The 14,202-nt window shown below is 61.4% G+C and carries 15 protein-coding genes; 3 read left to right on the forward strand and 12 right to left on the reverse strand.

Annotated features, from left to right (window positions below):
* Window positions 1-7: 7 nt before the first annotated feature.
* Window positions 8-1,306, forward strand: coding sequence for an argininosuccinate lyase (gene argH, locus VF436_RS09705; protein WP_330903813.1), 1,299 nt, complete (start codon window positions 8-10; stop codon window positions 1,304-1,306).
* 86 nt (window positions 1,307-1,392) lie between these two features.
* Here argH and VF436_RS09710 read toward each other — a convergent pair whose 3' ends face one another.
* From VF436_RS09710 to VF436_RS09730, 5 genes are all read right to left on the reverse strand, one after another.
* Window positions 1,393-1,644: a hypothetical protein gene (locus VF436_RS09710; RefSeq protein WP_330903814.1), complete on the reverse strand. Its 252-nt coding sequence runs from the start codon at window positions 1,642-1,644 to the stop codon at window positions 1,393-1,395.
* 274 nt (window positions 1,645-1,918) lie between these two features.
* The gene (kynU, locus tag VF436_RS09715; RefSeq protein WP_330903815.1) at window positions 1,919-3,196 is read right to left on the reverse strand and encodes a kynureninase; all 1,278 of its coding nucleotides are present in this window, start codon (window positions 3,194-3,196) and stop codon (window positions 1,919-1,921) included.
* 55 nt (window positions 3,197-3,251) lie between these two features.
* Window positions 3,252-3,776: a hypothetical protein gene (locus VF436_RS09720; protein ID WP_330903816.1), complete on the reverse strand. Its 525-nt coding sequence runs from the start codon at window positions 3,774-3,776 to the stop codon at window positions 3,252-3,254.
* Between the two features lie 14 nt (window positions 3,777-3,790).
* Window positions 3,791-4,807 (reverse strand): amidohydrolase family protein, encoded by a 1,017-nt coding sequence (locus VF436_RS09725; RefSeq protein ID WP_330903817.1) that lies wholly within the window; start codon window positions 4,805-4,807, stop codon window positions 3,791-3,793.
* A gap of 269 nt (window positions 4,808-5,076) precedes the next feature.
* Window positions 5,077-7,170, reverse strand: coding sequence for an FUSC family protein (locus VF436_RS09730; RefSeq protein ID WP_330903818.1), 2,094 nt, complete (start codon window positions 7,168-7,170; stop codon window positions 5,077-5,079).
* Between the two features lie 543 nt (window positions 7,171-7,713).
* On the opposite strand from VF436_RS09730, the gene VF436_RS09735 reads away from it, so the two are divergent.
* Entirely contained in the window at window positions 7,714-8,592 is an 879-nt protein-coding gene (locus VF436_RS09735) for a hypothetical protein (RefSeq protein WP_330903819.1), read from the forward strand.
* A 526-nt stretch (window positions 8,593-9,118) separates the two neighbouring features.
* Here VF436_RS09735 and yeiP read toward each other — a convergent pair.
* Together yeiP and VF436_RS09745 are read right to left on the reverse strand one after the other, a co-directional pair.
* Window positions 9,119-9,682 (reverse strand): elongation factor P-like protein YeiP, encoded by a 564-nt coding sequence (gene yeiP / locus VF436_RS09740; RefSeq protein ID WP_330903820.1) that lies wholly within the window; start codon window positions 9,680-9,682, stop codon window positions 9,119-9,121.
* Between the two features lie 63 nt (window positions 9,683-9,745).
* The gene (locus tag VF436_RS09745) at window positions 9,746-10,513 is read right to left on the reverse strand and encodes an SDR family NAD(P)-dependent oxidoreductase (RefSeq protein ID WP_330903821.1); all 768 of its coding nucleotides are present in this window, start codon (window positions 10,511-10,513) and stop codon (window positions 9,746-9,748) included.
* Window positions 10,514-10,709: 196 nt separating this feature from the next.
* On the opposite strand from VF436_RS09745, the gene VF436_RS09750 reads away from it, so the two are divergent.
* Window positions 10,710-11,051: an RcnB family protein gene (locus tag VF436_RS09750; RefSeq protein WP_330903822.1), complete on the forward strand. Its 342-nt coding sequence runs from the start codon at window positions 10,710-10,712 to the stop codon at window positions 11,049-11,051.
* Between the two features lie 74 nt (window positions 11,052-11,125).
* Here VF436_RS09750 and VF436_RS09755 read toward each other — a convergent pair whose 3' ends face one another.
* From VF436_RS09755 to VF436_RS09775, 5 genes are all read right to left on the reverse strand, one after another.
* Complete coding sequence (locus VF436_RS09755) at window positions 11,126-11,692, reverse strand: GNAT family N-acetyltransferase (protein ID WP_330903823.1); 567 nt, start codon at window positions 11,690-11,692, stop codon at window positions 11,126-11,128.
* The gene (locus VF436_RS09760) at window positions 11,689-12,153 is read right to left on the reverse strand and encodes a GNAT family N-acetyltransferase (protein ID WP_330903824.1); all 465 of its coding nucleotides are present in this window, start codon (window positions 12,151-12,153) and stop codon (window positions 11,689-11,691) included. Before VF436_RS09760 ends, VF436_RS09755 begins: the two co-directional genes overlap by 4 nt.
* On the reverse strand, window positions 12,150-12,785 hold the full coding sequence (locus tag VF436_RS09765; RefSeq protein WP_330903829.1) for a YdeI/OmpD-associated family protein: 636 nt from the start codon (window positions 12,783-12,785) through the stop codon (window positions 12,150-12,152). The genes VF436_RS09760 and VF436_RS09765 overlap by 4 nt, the downstream gene beginning before the upstream one ends.
* A 122-nt stretch (window positions 12,786-12,907) precedes the next feature.
* Window positions 12,908-13,396 (reverse strand): GNAT family N-acetyltransferase, encoded by a 489-nt coding sequence (locus VF436_RS09770; protein WP_330903825.1) that lies wholly within the window; start codon window positions 13,394-13,396, stop codon window positions 12,908-12,910.
* 171 nt (window positions 13,397-13,567) lie between these two features.
* Window positions 13,568-14,202, reverse strand: a 635-nt coding sequence (locus VF436_RS09775; RefSeq protein ID WP_330903826.1) for a hydroxymethylglutaryl-CoA lyase, incomplete at its 5' end; no start/stop codon positions are given.

Raw genomic sequence — 14,202 nt, forward strand, 5'->3', positions numbered from 1 at the left:
AAACCCCATGACCCAGCCTCTATGGCAAAAGGCCAACATCAAGATCGATGCGCGCATCATGGCGTTCCTTGCCGGCGATGATGTCATTCTGGATCGCGAGTTCTTCCTGCATGACATTACCGCCAGCAAGGCGCACGTCGAAGGGCTGGCAAACATTGGTGTGGTATCCGGCGAGGAGGCGCAGGCACTCAAGCACGAACTGGATGTCCTGGCCGAGGATTTTCGTGCGGGTCAGTTCATGCTGGATGATCGCTACGAGGACGGTCATTCGGCGATCGAGGCGCGGCTGACCGAGCGCCTTGGCGATGCCGGCCGTCGTGTGCATACGGGACGTAGTCGTAACGATCAGATCCTGGTGGCAACACGACTCTGGTTGAAAGAGCAACTGGCTGCCTTGGAAGGGCATTGCAGGTCCATTGCCCAGGTTTGCCTGGATCGCGCTGCGCAGCCGGCACTTCCCTTGCCGGGCTACACGCATTTGCAGCGGGCTGTGGTGTCCTCCACGGGTATGTGGTTTGCAGGCTTCGCCGAGGGCTTTATCGACAACGCCTTGCGTGCACGCCACACCATGGCATTGATCGATGCCAATCCGTTGGGTACGGCCGCTGGCTATGGCGTCAACCTCAAGCTCGATCGCGAACACACCACCCAGGCGTTGGGTTTTTCGCGCATGCAGGTGTCGCCGATCTACGCGCAGCTTTCGCGCGGCAAATTCGAAATGGCGGTGCTCGAGGCCATTGCTGGCGCCTTGCTGGATGTTCGCCGTCTGGCCTGGGACCTGTCGTTGTTCACCACCGCTGAGTTCGATTTCGTAAAGCTGCCATCGGAATACACGACGGGTAGTTCGATCATGCCCAACAAGCGCAATCCGGATGTGGTGGAGTTGTTGCGGGCGAGCTACGCCAGCGTTGCCGCCGCGCGTACTGAAATCGAACAACTGCTGTCATTACCTTCAGGTTACCAGCGCGATCTTCAATTCTCGAAGGGATCGTTGTTCCACGGATGCCGCCATGGCTTGGCCGCGCTGGAACTGGTGCCGGACCTGCTGGCGCGCATGCAGTGGAACGAAGCGGCGATGCGTGCGGCGATCGAACCGGCCATGTATGCCACGGATGTCGCGATCGAGCAGGCTGCGGCAGGTGTGCCTTTCCGCGACGCTTATCGCGCCGCCGCCGATGCCGCGGCGGCGAGTGGAGCAGGGCGCACGCCCGAGGGAAGTCTGACGGCCCGGACGTCACCTGGTGCCGGCAACGACTTGCGTCTGGATGTTTTGCATCGACGCTTGTCCGAAGCCAACGAAGGATGACTTGAGATCGGATGCTGCCCGGCATGGGGCCTTCCCATGCCGGACAGCGATGCGACACTACCTGCCGCCGTATGTGATAGCCGGTGTCAGAACGGGCTTTCTTCGCACTTGACCTCGAGCGGCGGGCGATTTTCGCCGAAAATATCGCGCAGGAAAGCCTCGAACTTGATGTGGGCGTCGTCTTTGTTGTTTTCCAGGTATTCGATGCCCCTGGACTCGCCAGTACGAGGGCCGCTCAGGACGCGGTACTTGCAGACGTAGTAATTTTCGGCGTGCGCCGTGGCGCTGATACCGAGCACGCAGGCCAATGCCAATGCGACCTGGCTGATCCTTTTCATGGGTATTCCTTTCCCTTGTTGTTCCTTCTGGAACTGAAGATGCCAAGATGGCATCGATGGTGGCAGCCGCGTAGGGCCGCTATCGGAAAGGATGACTTCGTGATACTTCAATCGCCATCAGTCAATGCGCCGTGAGGCTATCGGCTTATCGGCATCGATCTGGTGAGCGAGAGGTGGAAGCGGCTTGTATGCTCCCCATCGCGGGCTCGCCTTGACCCCGTGCTCTCTCCCCGGCTTCGCCCAGGCAAGGGGCCGGGACGATGGGCGCCCATGCTCACCGTGTAACCCAAGCCCGCACGGCTTCGACAAAGTCGACGCAATCTTCGAATTGGTTGTACAACGGCGCGGGCGATATGCGAATCACGTCCGGCTCGCGCCAATCGCCGATGATGCCGTGCTGCTCAAGGTGTTCAAACAAGGCACGCCCTTTTTCCCGGCCGCCCTGAACACGCAGCGACAATTGCGCACCGCGTCGCGCAGGTTCACGCGGGGTTACCACATCCAGTACATCGGCCAGCTGCGTATCCACCAGCCATTCGAGATAGCCGGTGAGCCGCAGCGATTTTTCGCGCAGGCGCTCCATGCCGGCACGTCTAAAGATCTCCAGCGAAATGCGCAACGGCACCAGGGCCATGATCGGAGGGTTGGACAATTGCCAGCCGTCTGCACCCGGCGTTGGCACGAATTCCGGGCCCATCTTGAAGCGTGACGTCTTGTCATGGCCCCACCAACCGGCAAAGCGCGGCAAGGTGGCATGGGCGTGACGTTCGTGCACAAAAGCACCGGCGATCGCACCGGGGCCGGCATTGAGGTATTTGTAGCTGCACCACACGGCAAAGTCGGCCCCGCTGTCGTGCAATTGCAGAGGCAGGTTGCCCACGGCATGGGCCAGGTCAAATCCGACCATGCAGCCGTATCGATGCGCCAGTTGGGTAATGGCCTTCAGATCGAATACCTGCCCGGTACGGTATTGCACGCCCGGGAGCATCACCAGGGCGATGCGTTCACCATATTCGGCCAGGGCACGTTCGATGGCCTGCATCGAGATCGTGCCATTGGGTTCGTCGCCTTGTAGTTCGATCAACGACAGTGCCGGGCTGAAGCCGTGATAACGCACCTGCGATTCCACGGCATAGCGGTCGGTCGGAAAGGCGCCGGCTTCGATCAGGATGGCATGACGTTCTGGTGTGGGGCGATAGAAGCTGACCATCATCAGATGCAGGTTCACACCCAGGGTATTCATTGCCACCACTTCGATCGGCTTGGCACCCACGATCGCGGCCAGGTCATCGCGCACGTATTCGTGGTAATCCAGCCAGGGGCGTTTGCCCTTGAAGTGCCCCTCGACAGCCAGCGTCCCCCAATCATGCAGCTCCTCGTCGATGGCTGCACGGACAGCCCGGGGTTGCAGGCCAAGCGAATTCCCGCACATGTACACGGATGTTCCATTCCCATGGGGCGGGATCAGGAACTCCTCGCGAAATGTGCGTAGTGGATCGGAAGCGTCGCTGGCTTGCGCCCAGGCGCGCGTGGCTTGTTCATGTGAAGGCATGTTCAATTCTCGAAGCAAGGCGACGTGACTCGTCAAGGGGCAACGTCGCCAGCAATCATTTTTGCAGGCTGGTGGCGATGGCGCCGCAACCTTTGTCGAATTCCGCGCGCCAGCCAGCGCCAGCCTGGCTTTGCACTGGGCGCATGCACCGCAGTTGTATGGCCTGGCTGCCCTTTAACCAGTAGCGCTCCACATAAGCAAACTGCACGTTGTTTTCCTGCGCCGTGTACTCATAGGTACTGGGGCCGCGTGTTTCGACGGTGCTGGTGATGGCTTTGTAGCCAGACAGGCCCTTGGCCTTTTCCGTCGCCGCGTCCATGTATTGCTTGTAGCCGGCTGCATCGGCGACCTGTTTGACGGTAATGGTCACGCGCGCCAGGCTGTTGCTGGCGGTAGGTGACGGATCTGGCACCTGGAATACGCGGACTTCCGGGTCGCCCTGGGTCTCCATGATCCCGACCCAACTGTCAGGGGTAGTGAAGCTGATGCGGCCATCAGCCATGCTGACGTCCGTTGCATGTAGTGCGGGTAATGCCAGCAGTGCGATGCCTGCGGCGAGAAAATGACGTAAGAAAACCATGTGACTCTTTCCCATCAGGAAACGGTGTGAAAGCGTTGCAGCGGCAAGCCCAGCCACTCCAGCGCGGTGCCATGGAACAGCCGGGCACGTTCGACGTCGCCCAATCCTAGCGCTTCGATGCCGCTGCCCGGTCGCTGTTCCCCCAACGGGAAAGGATAATCGGTACCGAGCATGACGCGGTCGACTCCGGTCACATCCAGCAAGTAGCGCAGTGCCTGGGGATCATGTACGCACGAGTCGAAGAACAGGCGCTTGAGGTAGTCGCGCGGATTGCGCGGATTATCCGTGGCGACCAGGTCAGGTCGCATGCGAAAGCCATGCTCGATGCGACCGATCGTCCAGGGAAAGCTGCCGCCGCCATGTGCCAGCATGATCCGCAGACGAGGCAGGCGTTCGAGCACCCCACCGAAAGCCAGGCAACAGGCCGCGCGTGATTGTTCGGCGGGCATGCCGACCAGCCAGGGCAACCAATATTTGGGCATGCTGGCAGCGCCCATCATATCCCAGGGGTGCACCAGGATCGCCGCGCCCAGATCGGCCGCGGCTTCGAAAAAAGGGAAAAGCTCCGGCGCGTCGAGATTCCAGTCGTTGCAGTGTGAGCCGATCTGTACGCCCTGCAAGCCTAGCTCGTCGATGCAGCGCTCAAGTTCGCCAATAGCCAGGTCCGGCGACTGCAGAGGTACGGTGCCGATCCCGGCGTAATGGCGTGGATGATCGTGACACACCCGTGCAGCATGATCGTTGAGATGACGGTGCAGCTCCAGCGCCTGGTACCCCGGTGCCCAGTAGGAGAACAGCACCGGCACGGTGGAGATGACCTGCACGTCGATGTCGAAGCGGCGATAGTCGTCGATGCGATGTTGCGGATCGAATGCCGAATCCCATACCTCGCGGAAGAACTTGCCATCCTTATAGATTCGGTGCCGACCATCGTCGTGCATCATCACGGGAAAGCGCTCGTCGCCGTATTTGACCGACAGGTTCGGCCAGTCGCGCGGAAGGATATGGGCGTGAGAGTCGATCTTCAGCATGCCCGCGAGTGTAGAGGCTTCCCCGTGGCAGGGCATGCTGCCCCGCCGCAGCGTGGAGCGTCAGCTTGCGCGAGGTTTAGGCGTTGTCGGTGACATGCCGCGGCGGTCTACTCGGTGGAGGGGATGCCTGCGGCATCAATTCCACCGGCTTCGGCCAGTTTGCCAGGGGCGGCAGCGACCCATCGAAGGGTAGAGCGTTGCCTGGAGTCGCGGGCATGCGCCCGGCATCGCCTAAGAAGGGCCGCGACGGCGTGCCCGGTTGCGCCGGTTTAACCTGAGATAGGGCTGGCTGCCGCCGCTTCCCGGGTTCGCCCGATCACGTGAACCAGGGTGTCGACGTTGTCGACCAGGCGATCGCTGATGCGCGTGAGCGAGTCGGCAGTGGGCTTGTCTTCGGCCATGGTCAACAACGCGGCCAAGCTGCGTTGTAACGAGCGCAGGTCGGTTTGCGGCCCCAGTGGGCGCCCTTCGTCCAGGGTCCTGGCAATGCGTTGCAGGCTATCGGCCACATGCTCGACGAAGGCGCTCACTTCAGCTTGTTCGGGAAACGGTTCGTCACCACGCATGATCGCTTCCAGGGTCATGGCCGTGCGTGCCAGGCGGTTGCCATTGGAAAACAAGGCATCGGCCAGGTCCAGCAGGTGGCGTGGCGTGGCCGGTTCTACTCGCATGCGTTCGAGCGAGGCCTGGGCGTTGCTACGCGCAGTGCGGGCAGCGGTACGTGTTTCGCGGTGGAGATCATGCTGTTCCGGCTGGGTCAGCGCACGCAGGTAATCAGCATAGGCCTTGAGCATGTCCGCCATCGAAGCGCGTACGCGCCGGCGCTCCCATGTCGGCCACAAAACATAGGCCAGCAGCGCCATGCCGCTGCCGAGCGCGGTGTTGATCACGCGATCCATGACGGCCGACGAGGAATTGACGCCCTCGAACGACAGCAGAATAACCACCGTGCCGGTCAGGGCGGCCACCGCGACGCCGTAGTGGGCCGTAGCCAGGTAACGAAATGCCATGCACAAGATGGTCATCACCGCCAGGTGGGCCCATGCTTCGTGCGGTGTGAAATGCAGTATGGCTGTTGTCAGCACTAGGCCCAGGATGGTGCCCACGACGCGCAACAACCCGAAGTTGAAGGTGGCGGCGAAATCCGGTCGCAGCACGATGGCGGCAGTCATCGGCAGCCAATAGCCATGGGGCATCTGCCACTGGCGTGAGACCCAGAACGCCACGGTCAAGCACAGGGCACTGCGAACCGCATGGCGGAATGCCACCGAGTGCGGGGTCAGGGCCGCACGCAAGGTCGCCCATGCCGAGTGGCTGCGCAGCGCCGCAGGCAGCGGGGTTTCTGCGGCTGCGGCACGCAGTTCGCCGCGGCTACCGGCCCAATTGGCGTTGCGCACGGCCGCGGCAAGCTGGCCGGACAGGGCATGAATATGCGCGGCCAGTGCATCGACGGGTGCCCCGGGCGATAGCAGGGCGTTCTCGCTGGCCTGAAGCGTTTGCAGGGCTCGTTCGGCCTGGATGGGTGGCTCGGCCTGCTCCAGTGCATCGGCGATAGCCGCCAGTACCCGCGCCGCGTCGTTGCGGAACATGGCATGGATCGTGGGATTGGCGCGGAGTTCGGCCATGGCGGTCAGCTCAAGTCTCACGCGTTCGGCCAACTCCAGCAGCACGCCAAATGCCTCCATGGCGCGTCCCCGCGCATGGTGCCGCCCCAGCAGGGTTTGCTGAAGTGTGGTCATCGCATCAGTCAGGGCGGGGACGTCGGCTTCATCGTGGCTCTGTTGTCGCGCCAATGCCGATAGCCCGCGATAGACGCCAGCCAGAGCCAGCCGCTCCGGTCGGTAGCGCTGCAGCGGCCATGCCGCGACAGAGAACAGGGTGAGTAAGATGCCGCCAGCAAATATCAGTGCAGCACCGGCGCTGGCGCCAGCCAACGCCGTGGGCGAGGCCGCCGTCACCACCAGCAGAATCATGCTGGTCATGCCCACGCGGGCGATGTCTACGCCAAAGACCGCCAGAAGTCCGCCAAAAAAGCCGAACAAGGCGGTAGCGACCATCATCGGTACCAACTGGTCGCCGATCAGGAACCCGCATAGCGAGGCGAGTGCAGCAGCCAGCGATGCCAGGACCAACTGGGTCATACGCTGCCGATAGGGACCGGGCTGGTCCGAGAACATGGTGTCCAGAGCGCCAGCGGCGATACCGAGCCCGGCTTCGGGGTAGCCCGTGGCCAAGCCGATACCAAGCGGCAACACCACGGCCGCCGTGTTACGCAGGACTACGGGAATGGGAACGTCCGGACGCTTGGTCTTGATCAGGCTTTCCAACACCGTGTTGCGTAGTGAATAACCGCTGCTGGACATGCTTCCGTTCGCTCCTAAACGATAGGAGTATTCTGCCTTATGCCGAATGAATCGGCCGGGACAATCGGCGCGCTGGCAAGGTGCGGGCAGGGTAGGTTCTTCGCGCTACGCATGAGCGGCAGCACGTAAGTGCCGGATTACCGTGCCGGGCTGCCCGTGTCCAATAACATGATCGTTCAAAGACCCTCTTGTATACAAACGGATCCCGGGAGGCCGCCTCTCGGGGAGAGGGGCCGTTTGAGAGGTGATCCCATGCTTCTTTTTGCGCCAGCGGGATATTCTAGTGACTGGCCCAAATGCCCAATCGTGAATTAAAGCAGGCATAATGAGTTCAATGCCGCGAGATTTGGCTACAATCGCGGGAGATTATCCGGGCACGGATCATCAATAATTTTTTTAATCGCCAAAAGCGGCGTGGCGGTGAAACCAGAAGCCTGCGGCGGCCATGTAAACGGCTTTACACGCGAACGTTTGTTTGGTAGAAGTCGAAGCGTTTGGTTTTGTGCCATTTCCGGCGCAAACAAACAAGGAGGGGGAGGCGCCATGCCATCGTTGATGGTCGACCTGGATCAACCTCGAAAGAAGGCTGCTGCAGCCATGCGCGCCAGCCTTGCCGAGGAGTTGTGGCGACGCAACGAAGCGTTCGTCGACCACCTGCGCAAGCTTGTTGCCGAACATCCGATGTCGCATCATCCAGCGATTGCGGTTCTGAACGAGGGGCAATTGAATGGGCATGCCATGCGGGCGATTCATCTCGAATACCGGCATGCGGTCGTGCAGATATTCACCGATGCGCTGCTTGCCGCTCAGTTGCAGACACGGCAGTTGGAACCGCGCTTGCGCCCAGGTTCCAAGTTGGCGCCGCGTTTCCTGTTGACGCTCAACGACCTGGACGAATTTGGTTTTCGTCCGGGCCTGGATGCGGAGGGTTATTACCGAGGTAATCCGGCGTACGGGCATTACCCCCTGTTCGAACGGGTGCTCGATGACTATGGCGTCAGCATGCTTGAGCGCCAGACCCACGCTCCGAGTTCCGCAGCGCGCAGCGTGCGCGAGTTCCTGGAACACAGCTACGGTAATTACCTGGATGTCTCGGTACTACTTGCCGTAGCCGAAGAAGAGATTATCCTATTAAGCTCGGCGATGCGTCAGGCCACGAGAGCTGTTGGCATTGACGTCAGCGACGGTTATTACTATGCACGTAGCGCCAGCCAGGACCAGACAGTCGAGGCCGGCACTGACGAACATGAAAACGACTTGTGGTTGATTTTGACCCAGGCGTTGACCCCGGATCAGTATCCGCGTGTACAAGCGTTGTGTATGCGCTATTGTGACCTGTGGGCCAACTTCTGGACGCATCAGCTAGCCATGGCGCACGCAACCAGTCATTCGGGCGCGTCAGCCTGGGCCAGAGCAGTTTAAGTAGTTGAACTTATTGGAGGAACTCCGCGGGAGGCGGGGTTCCGGCGGTGCTTCGCAGGGCGCCGCGGCATATGGACATGTCTTACCGGTCGCATCCCCTGTGCGCGGCCGGTGTTGGCGAATGAGGTACAAGAGGTACTGATTCGTCAACTCTACGGCATCAGGGGCGGCATGGTCGTGAGACCGCCGCCAGGGCGTCCGAGAGGCTGTACCCGACGGGGTACTATGCCGAGGGCGATCGCCGATGCCGCAGCCCCCTGGTAAAACCCGGTGATGTGATTGAGCCCGTGCAACTGCACGGGCTTTTTTTTCGTGGCGATGCGGGCGGGGAGAAGTCGCTCGCGGGCGCTCGCTCTGAGGTCGGTGACCACGCCGCCTGGAAAGTGGCGCCTATGGCGCTGTAAAGCGAGAAAGCGAGCCAAGGCGAGTCCTCGGTGCTCCTGCTTTCCCCCTGGCCGCAGGCGCGGCTTCACAGCCCGCGTAGCGGGCGGTCCCACAGCTCACGCCAGTGAGCGACCTCACTCAATTAGGCTCGCCCGGCGAACTCGCCCGTCACCGTATTGACCCAGACCTTTTCATCATTGGTGATGTATTCGGGCACTTGAATCTCTATGCCGGTATCCAACTTGGCCGGCTTGGTGCGCTTGGTGGCGCTGGCCCCCTTCATTTCAGGGGCCGTATCGACCACCGTGAGGATCACGCTGGTGGGTACCTGGAGGCCGACCGGGGCGTCGTCGATCAATTGCACGTAGTAGCCCTCGACCCCTTCGACGATATAGCCGCTGTTGTCACCTACGAGCTCCGGCGCCAGCATGTACTGGGTGTAGTCCTCGGCATCCATGAACACGAATGCCTCGCCGTCCATGTACGAGAAATTGGCCGCACGCCGGACCAGTTCCATTTCCTTCAGGTCGTCGTCGGCGCGCAGGCTCAGATCGTACTTGCGGCCGCCCGGGATCGAGTACAGCGTAAAGCGGAAGGTGACGTTGCCACCACGCGCGGTTGGTGAGCTGCGTTCGATATCGCGCACCTGGTACACGGTGCCCTCGTGTTCGACTACGTTGCCTTTCTTGACGTCGGAAGCTTTCATGATGATTTGGTCTGGAAGTTGAAGGAAGAAATCAGGTGCATCTTCAGGCCATGCGCCCTGGCATCACTTCGGTTGCAGGCGTACGGCGCCATCGAGGCGGATGGTTTCGCCGTTGATATAGCGATTGCCGAGGATGAAGGCGACCGTGGAGGCAAATTCGTCCGGCTTGCCCAGGCGTGACGGGAAGGGGATCGAGGCCGACAGGGACTCCTGAACCTGCGGTGGCATGCCATCGACCATCGGTGTCCAGAAAATGCCCGGTGCGATGGTTGCCACGCGTATGCCAAAGCGCGAAAGCTCGCGAGCCATCGGTAGCGTCATGCCGACGACGCCACCTTTCGAGGCGGAATAGGCGGCTTGGCCGATCTGGCCTTCATAGGCGGCGACCGATGCGGTATGGATGATCACGCCACGCTCGCCATCCTCGCCAGCTTCATTGCCCTGCATCAGTGACGCAGCAGCCTTGGCCACGTTGAAGCTGCCAACCAGGTTCACCATCACGGTGGTCGCAAAAGTATTGAGAGCCATCGGGCCTTCCTTGCCCAGCACGCGCCCGGCACCGAGGATGCCCGCGCAGTTGACCAGCACGTTCAATCCGCCCATCGCTTCGTGGGCAGCGGCGACGTTCGCGCTGACGCCTTCTTCGCTGGTGACATCGGTGCGCAGGAAGTGCGCGCCGTCGCCCAGTGCGCGAGCCGCGGCCTGGCCCTTTTCCTCGTTGACGTCAAACAGCGTGACCTGGCCACCCAGGGTGGTCAGGTGCTGTGCTACTGCGTGGCCGAGGCCAGAGGCGCCGCCGGTGATGATCGCCTTCACATGGTTGAGCTGCATGAAATACCCGTAAAGCCTTGTGGAAAAACGCCATGTTAGCCGAGCTGGGGCGCATGACGCGCGCCAATGGCTGGCGCGACAGCCAGATGTAAGCTTAACGCATGAATTTGCGATGCTTTTTCGCACTTCGAATTCATCTACGGTGCACCCCTGAGAAGCCAATCATTTATCCAACCCACCAACGAGGGAGTGCTACATGAAGAAATCCTTGTTAGCCCTGGCAGTAGGCAGCGTGCTTGCTGTGTCGTCGCTGTCGGCCTCGGCACAGGATTGGCACGATCACGACCGTGATCACCACGACCACGATCGCACGGTGGTCATCGAACATGACCGCGGTCGTCGCGAAGGCTGGTATCACCCCGGCGGCTATGTGCCGGCCGAATACCGTGGCGACCGATACGTGGTCAACGACTGGCATGCACGCCACCTGCGCGAACCCCCACCCGGTTACCACTGGGTGCGTAGCGACAATGGTGATTTCCTGCTCGTCGCGGTAGCAACGGGTGTTATCACCGATCTGATCATCAACAGTCGTTGATGCCCCTGCCTTGGTGATTCAGGACGCCGCGCCCTTCCGGGCGCGGCGTCGGCCATCTGGTCGTGCGGCAGCCCTCAGCCGTGCAACAAGGCGTTCAATGCCTCGCTCCCGACCAGGGGCGCGAACGGCAACACAGGTGCCGGCCATTGCGCCATCGGCAGCAACGATTTCTGCCAGACGCCCACATCCCACCACCGTTCCAGTTTGTAGCCGGCATGTTTCCACACCCCAGCGGCGTGGAAGCCCATGGCTTCGTGCAGTGCCACGCTCACATCGCCGGGCAGGGTGATGACACCAACGGCCTGGTTGATGCCTTGCAGGGCCATCACGTGCAGCACAGTCGCATAGAGGCGCCGAGCAATGCCTCGCCGGCGTGCCGATGCGTCGACGTAGATCGATGTCTCGGCAATCCAGTCATAGGCCGCACGTTCGCGAAATCGGCCTGCGTAGGCATAGGCCAGGACCGTGCCGTGTTCTTCCCAGACCAGCCACGGGTAATGTTGCAGGCGCGCCTGGATGCGTTGGCGCATGCTGTCGACACCAGGCAATTCGGTTTCGAAAGTGATAGCCGATTCCAGGACAGCAGGGGCGTAAATGGCGTGGCAGGCTTCCGCGTCCTGCGCCGTGGCGACGCGCATCATTGCAGCGGTTTCTCCATGCACACGCTCATCGCGTGGGCGCGGTGATCACCGAACGGGGCGCAGCGGCGATAGCCAGCGTGCTCGTACAACTCCAGTGCCTCGGTCTGCGCCGTGCCGGTTTCCAGGCGTACCAGGCGGCCTCCCTGCGTGCGCACCTGATGCTCGAGGGCGTCAAGCAACTGCTTGCCCAGCCCCAGTCCGCGGCATGCTGGCAGCACATACATGTGCTTGATCTCGACGTATGGGCCGGCATCGACGCATGCACCGCAGGCGACGGGCTCACCGTCCACGCGCGCGGTAACGAAAGTCACGTTGTCCTGGCGCAATTCGTCGACTGTCGCCGGCTCGATCGTGCCCGATGGATAAAGACGGGTGAGATAGCCGCCCAGTTGCTCGATCAGCGGACCGACATCCTCGGCTGTGGGATCATCAATATCAAAGCTCAAGCGTGGTACGGTCATGCCTTGTATTTCCAGTTTCGGTCCTTGCCTTCGGCCAGCCACTCCAGCGAGGTCGTCATGCGCTTCTGGCGAGTGGTCTCGGTCTTGGCTTCAGTGATCCATTGTATGTATTGGCGTTGCATGCCGGGACTGAAGGCCTGGTAGTGCTGTCGCGCCGCCTTGTGCGCAGGTTGGCCCAGCAGGGCGGCAAAGTCGTCGGGGAGGACTGGTGGCTTGGGAGCGGACTTGGGACGCGATGCCTTGATGCCTGCCTCGTTCAACGCCATGGCTTTCCTGATGTAGCCGGTCAGTTCGCGTTTGACGGGAAGCTCCTTGACGGAGGTGATCTTGCCGAACTGACCGGCGCCCGCCTCGGCTTTTCCCCCGACCACTTGGGTATAAAGCCAGAAGCCGAAACTGCAGTGCTGCTTGAATGCGGCCATCGAGCACATCATGGCTCCCCTGTATAGGAAATGGGGAAAGCCCCACTTGATGCTCTCCTCTACCTCGGGGCATGCGGCATGAACCACGGTCCTGAGGTGCTCGAGTATCGGTCGAGCAAAATCGGCGGATTGGGCGATGTATGCATCAACACGAGGATCGTGGCGGTTCATCGGAGCCTCGGCAGTCGATGGTGGCAGCCGGCCACCCATGCCGCTGCGTCGGCTCAAGAATCGTTGCAGTGGCGACGATGGTCAATAGGTGCTGTACGGCGATCGCAGTTGTGCGCGCGGCCGGAAATGACCGGGTGACCTGGCCTGTTCATCCACCTGGCTCAAAGCGTCAGCAAGAAAAATCGATCACAACTGAAATGGCCGGTGCCACCCATGGGCTGTGTGATCTGCTCGAAGCCATGGCGACGATAGAGCTTTTGAGCTGCATCCATGCCGGTGAGGGTTTCCAGGTAGCAATGGCCGTAGCCAAGCCGCCGGGCTTCGTCCAGGCAGCGGACCATCATGGCCGAACCTGCGCCCATGCCTCTGGCTTCGGGCAGGAAATACATCTTGCGCAACTCACATATGTCTTCGTCGCCACCTTCCAGGTGAGCCACGCCTCCGCCGCCCAGCACCTGGCCCTGTACATCGACCACGAAGTACGCGCTGCGAGAGCGAGCGTAAGCCTCGCTCATGCGATCGACTTCGGCATCGTGTATGGCAAAGCCAGGGCCATCGGCTCCGAATTCGGGCATCACGCGACGAATGATCGCGGCCATGACCGCGTCATCCCGAGCCTCGATACGGCGGATTCGGTAGTCATGATTCATGGTGTCATGGTCCATGCGGGTGGAGCTTTTGCGATGGCTGGCCGGGCAAACCCAAGCTCGGCCATGCAGACAGGAAAAACCGGGTACCAGTGCCGGACATGTGTCTGGAGCTTCTGCTTTACGCACCACATGTTGCCAACCTTGGTGTCGCCATTGTCGAAAGCGCCTGTTTCATGCGTCTGTAGCAGTGCGCGCTCGTGTGACGCGGCTGGCCGTCTCCTTGTGCAATTGTGCGGCCAGCCACGCACCGGTCGCCACCAGCATGTCCAGGTCGACTCCGGTCTGCATGCCCATCCCGTGCAGCATATACACCACGTCTTCGCTGGCCACGTTGCCCGTGGCGCCCTTGGCATACGGGCAACCTCCCGTGCCGGAGACCGCGCTGTCGACCACGCGTACGCCTTCGTCCAGGCAGGCCAGGATATTGGCCAGCGCCTGGCCATACGTGTCGTGGAAATGTACGGCCAGCGCGTTCATCGGTACGTCACGCGCTACGGCCTTGAGCATCGCGCGTGCCTTGGCGGGTGTGCCGACGCCGATGGTGTCGCCAAGCGACACTTCGTAGCAGCCGATGTCGTGCAGGCGCTTGGCGACGCGCACTACGTCCTCGATGGGCACCTCACCCTGGTAGGGACAGCCCAGCACGGTCGATACGTAGCCACGCACTTTCACGCCGTCGGCCAGTGCGCGTTGCATCACTGGGGCGAAACGATCGATGGATTCATCGATCGTGGCATTGATGTTCTTGCGGTTGAAGGCTTCGGACGCGGCGGTAAATACGGCAATCTCGGTGGCGCCCACTTCGC

Source organism: Dyella sp., assembly GCF_036384435.1.
Classification (GTDB): Bacteria; Pseudomonadota; Gammaproteobacteria; order Xanthomonadales; family Rhodanobacteraceae; genus GSA-30.

What these genes read in the sequence shown, in the direction of transcription:
- argH (WP_330903813.1), top strand. Translation starts at nt 8, where the DNA reads ATGACCCAGCCTCTATGGCAAAAGGCCAACATCAAGATCGATGCGCGC.
- VF436_RS09710 (WP_330903814.1), bottom strand. Translation starts at nt 1,644, where the DNA reads ATGAAAAGGATCAGCCAGGTCGCATTGGCATTGGCCTGCGTGCTCGGT.
- kynU (WP_330903815.1), bottom strand. Translation starts at nt 3,196, where the DNA reads ATGCCTTCACATGAACAAGCCACGCGCGCCTGGGCGCAAGCCAGCGAC.
- VF436_RS09720 (WP_330903816.1), bottom strand. Translation starts at nt 3,776, where the DNA reads ATGGTTTTCTTACGTCATTTTCTCGCCGCAGGCATCGCACTGCTGGCA.
- VF436_RS09725 (WP_330903817.1), bottom strand. Translation starts at nt 4,807, where the DNA reads ATGCTGAAGATCGACTCTCACGCCCATATCCTTCCGCGCGACTGGCCG.
- VF436_RS09730 (WP_330903818.1), bottom strand. Translation starts at nt 7,170, where the DNA reads ATGTCCAGCAGCGGTTATTCACTACGCAACACGGTGTTGGAAAGCCTG.
- VF436_RS09735 (WP_330903819.1), top strand. Translation starts at nt 7,714, where the DNA reads ATGCCATCGTTGATGGTCGACCTGGATCAACCTCGAAAGAAGGCTGCT.
- yeiP (WP_330903820.1), bottom strand. Translation starts at nt 9,682, where the DNA reads ATGAAAGCTTCCGACGTCAAGAAAGGCAACGTAGTCGAACACGAGGGC.
- VF436_RS09745 (WP_330903821.1), bottom strand. Translation starts at nt 10,513, where the DNA reads ATGCAGCTCAACCATGTGAAGGCGATCATCACCGGCGGCGCCTCTGGC.
- VF436_RS09750 (WP_330903822.1), top strand. Translation starts at nt 10,710, where the DNA reads ATGAAGAAATCCTTGTTAGCCCTGGCAGTAGGCAGCGTGCTTGCTGTG.
- VF436_RS09755 (WP_330903823.1), bottom strand. Translation starts at nt 11,692, where the DNA reads ATGATGCGCGTCGCCACGGCGCAGGACGCGGAAGCCTGCCACGCCATT.
- VF436_RS09760 (WP_330903824.1), bottom strand. Translation starts at nt 12,153, where the DNA reads ATGACCGTACCACGCTTGAGCTTTGATATTGATGATCCCACAGCCGAG.
- VF436_RS09765 (WP_330903829.1), bottom strand. Translation starts at nt 12,785, where the DNA reads ATGGGTGGCCGGCTGCCACCATCGACTGCCGAGGCTCCGATGAACCGC.
- VF436_RS09770 (WP_330903825.1), bottom strand. Translation starts at nt 13,396, where the DNA reads ATGAATCATGACTACCGAATCCGCCGTATCGAGGCTCGGGATGACGCG.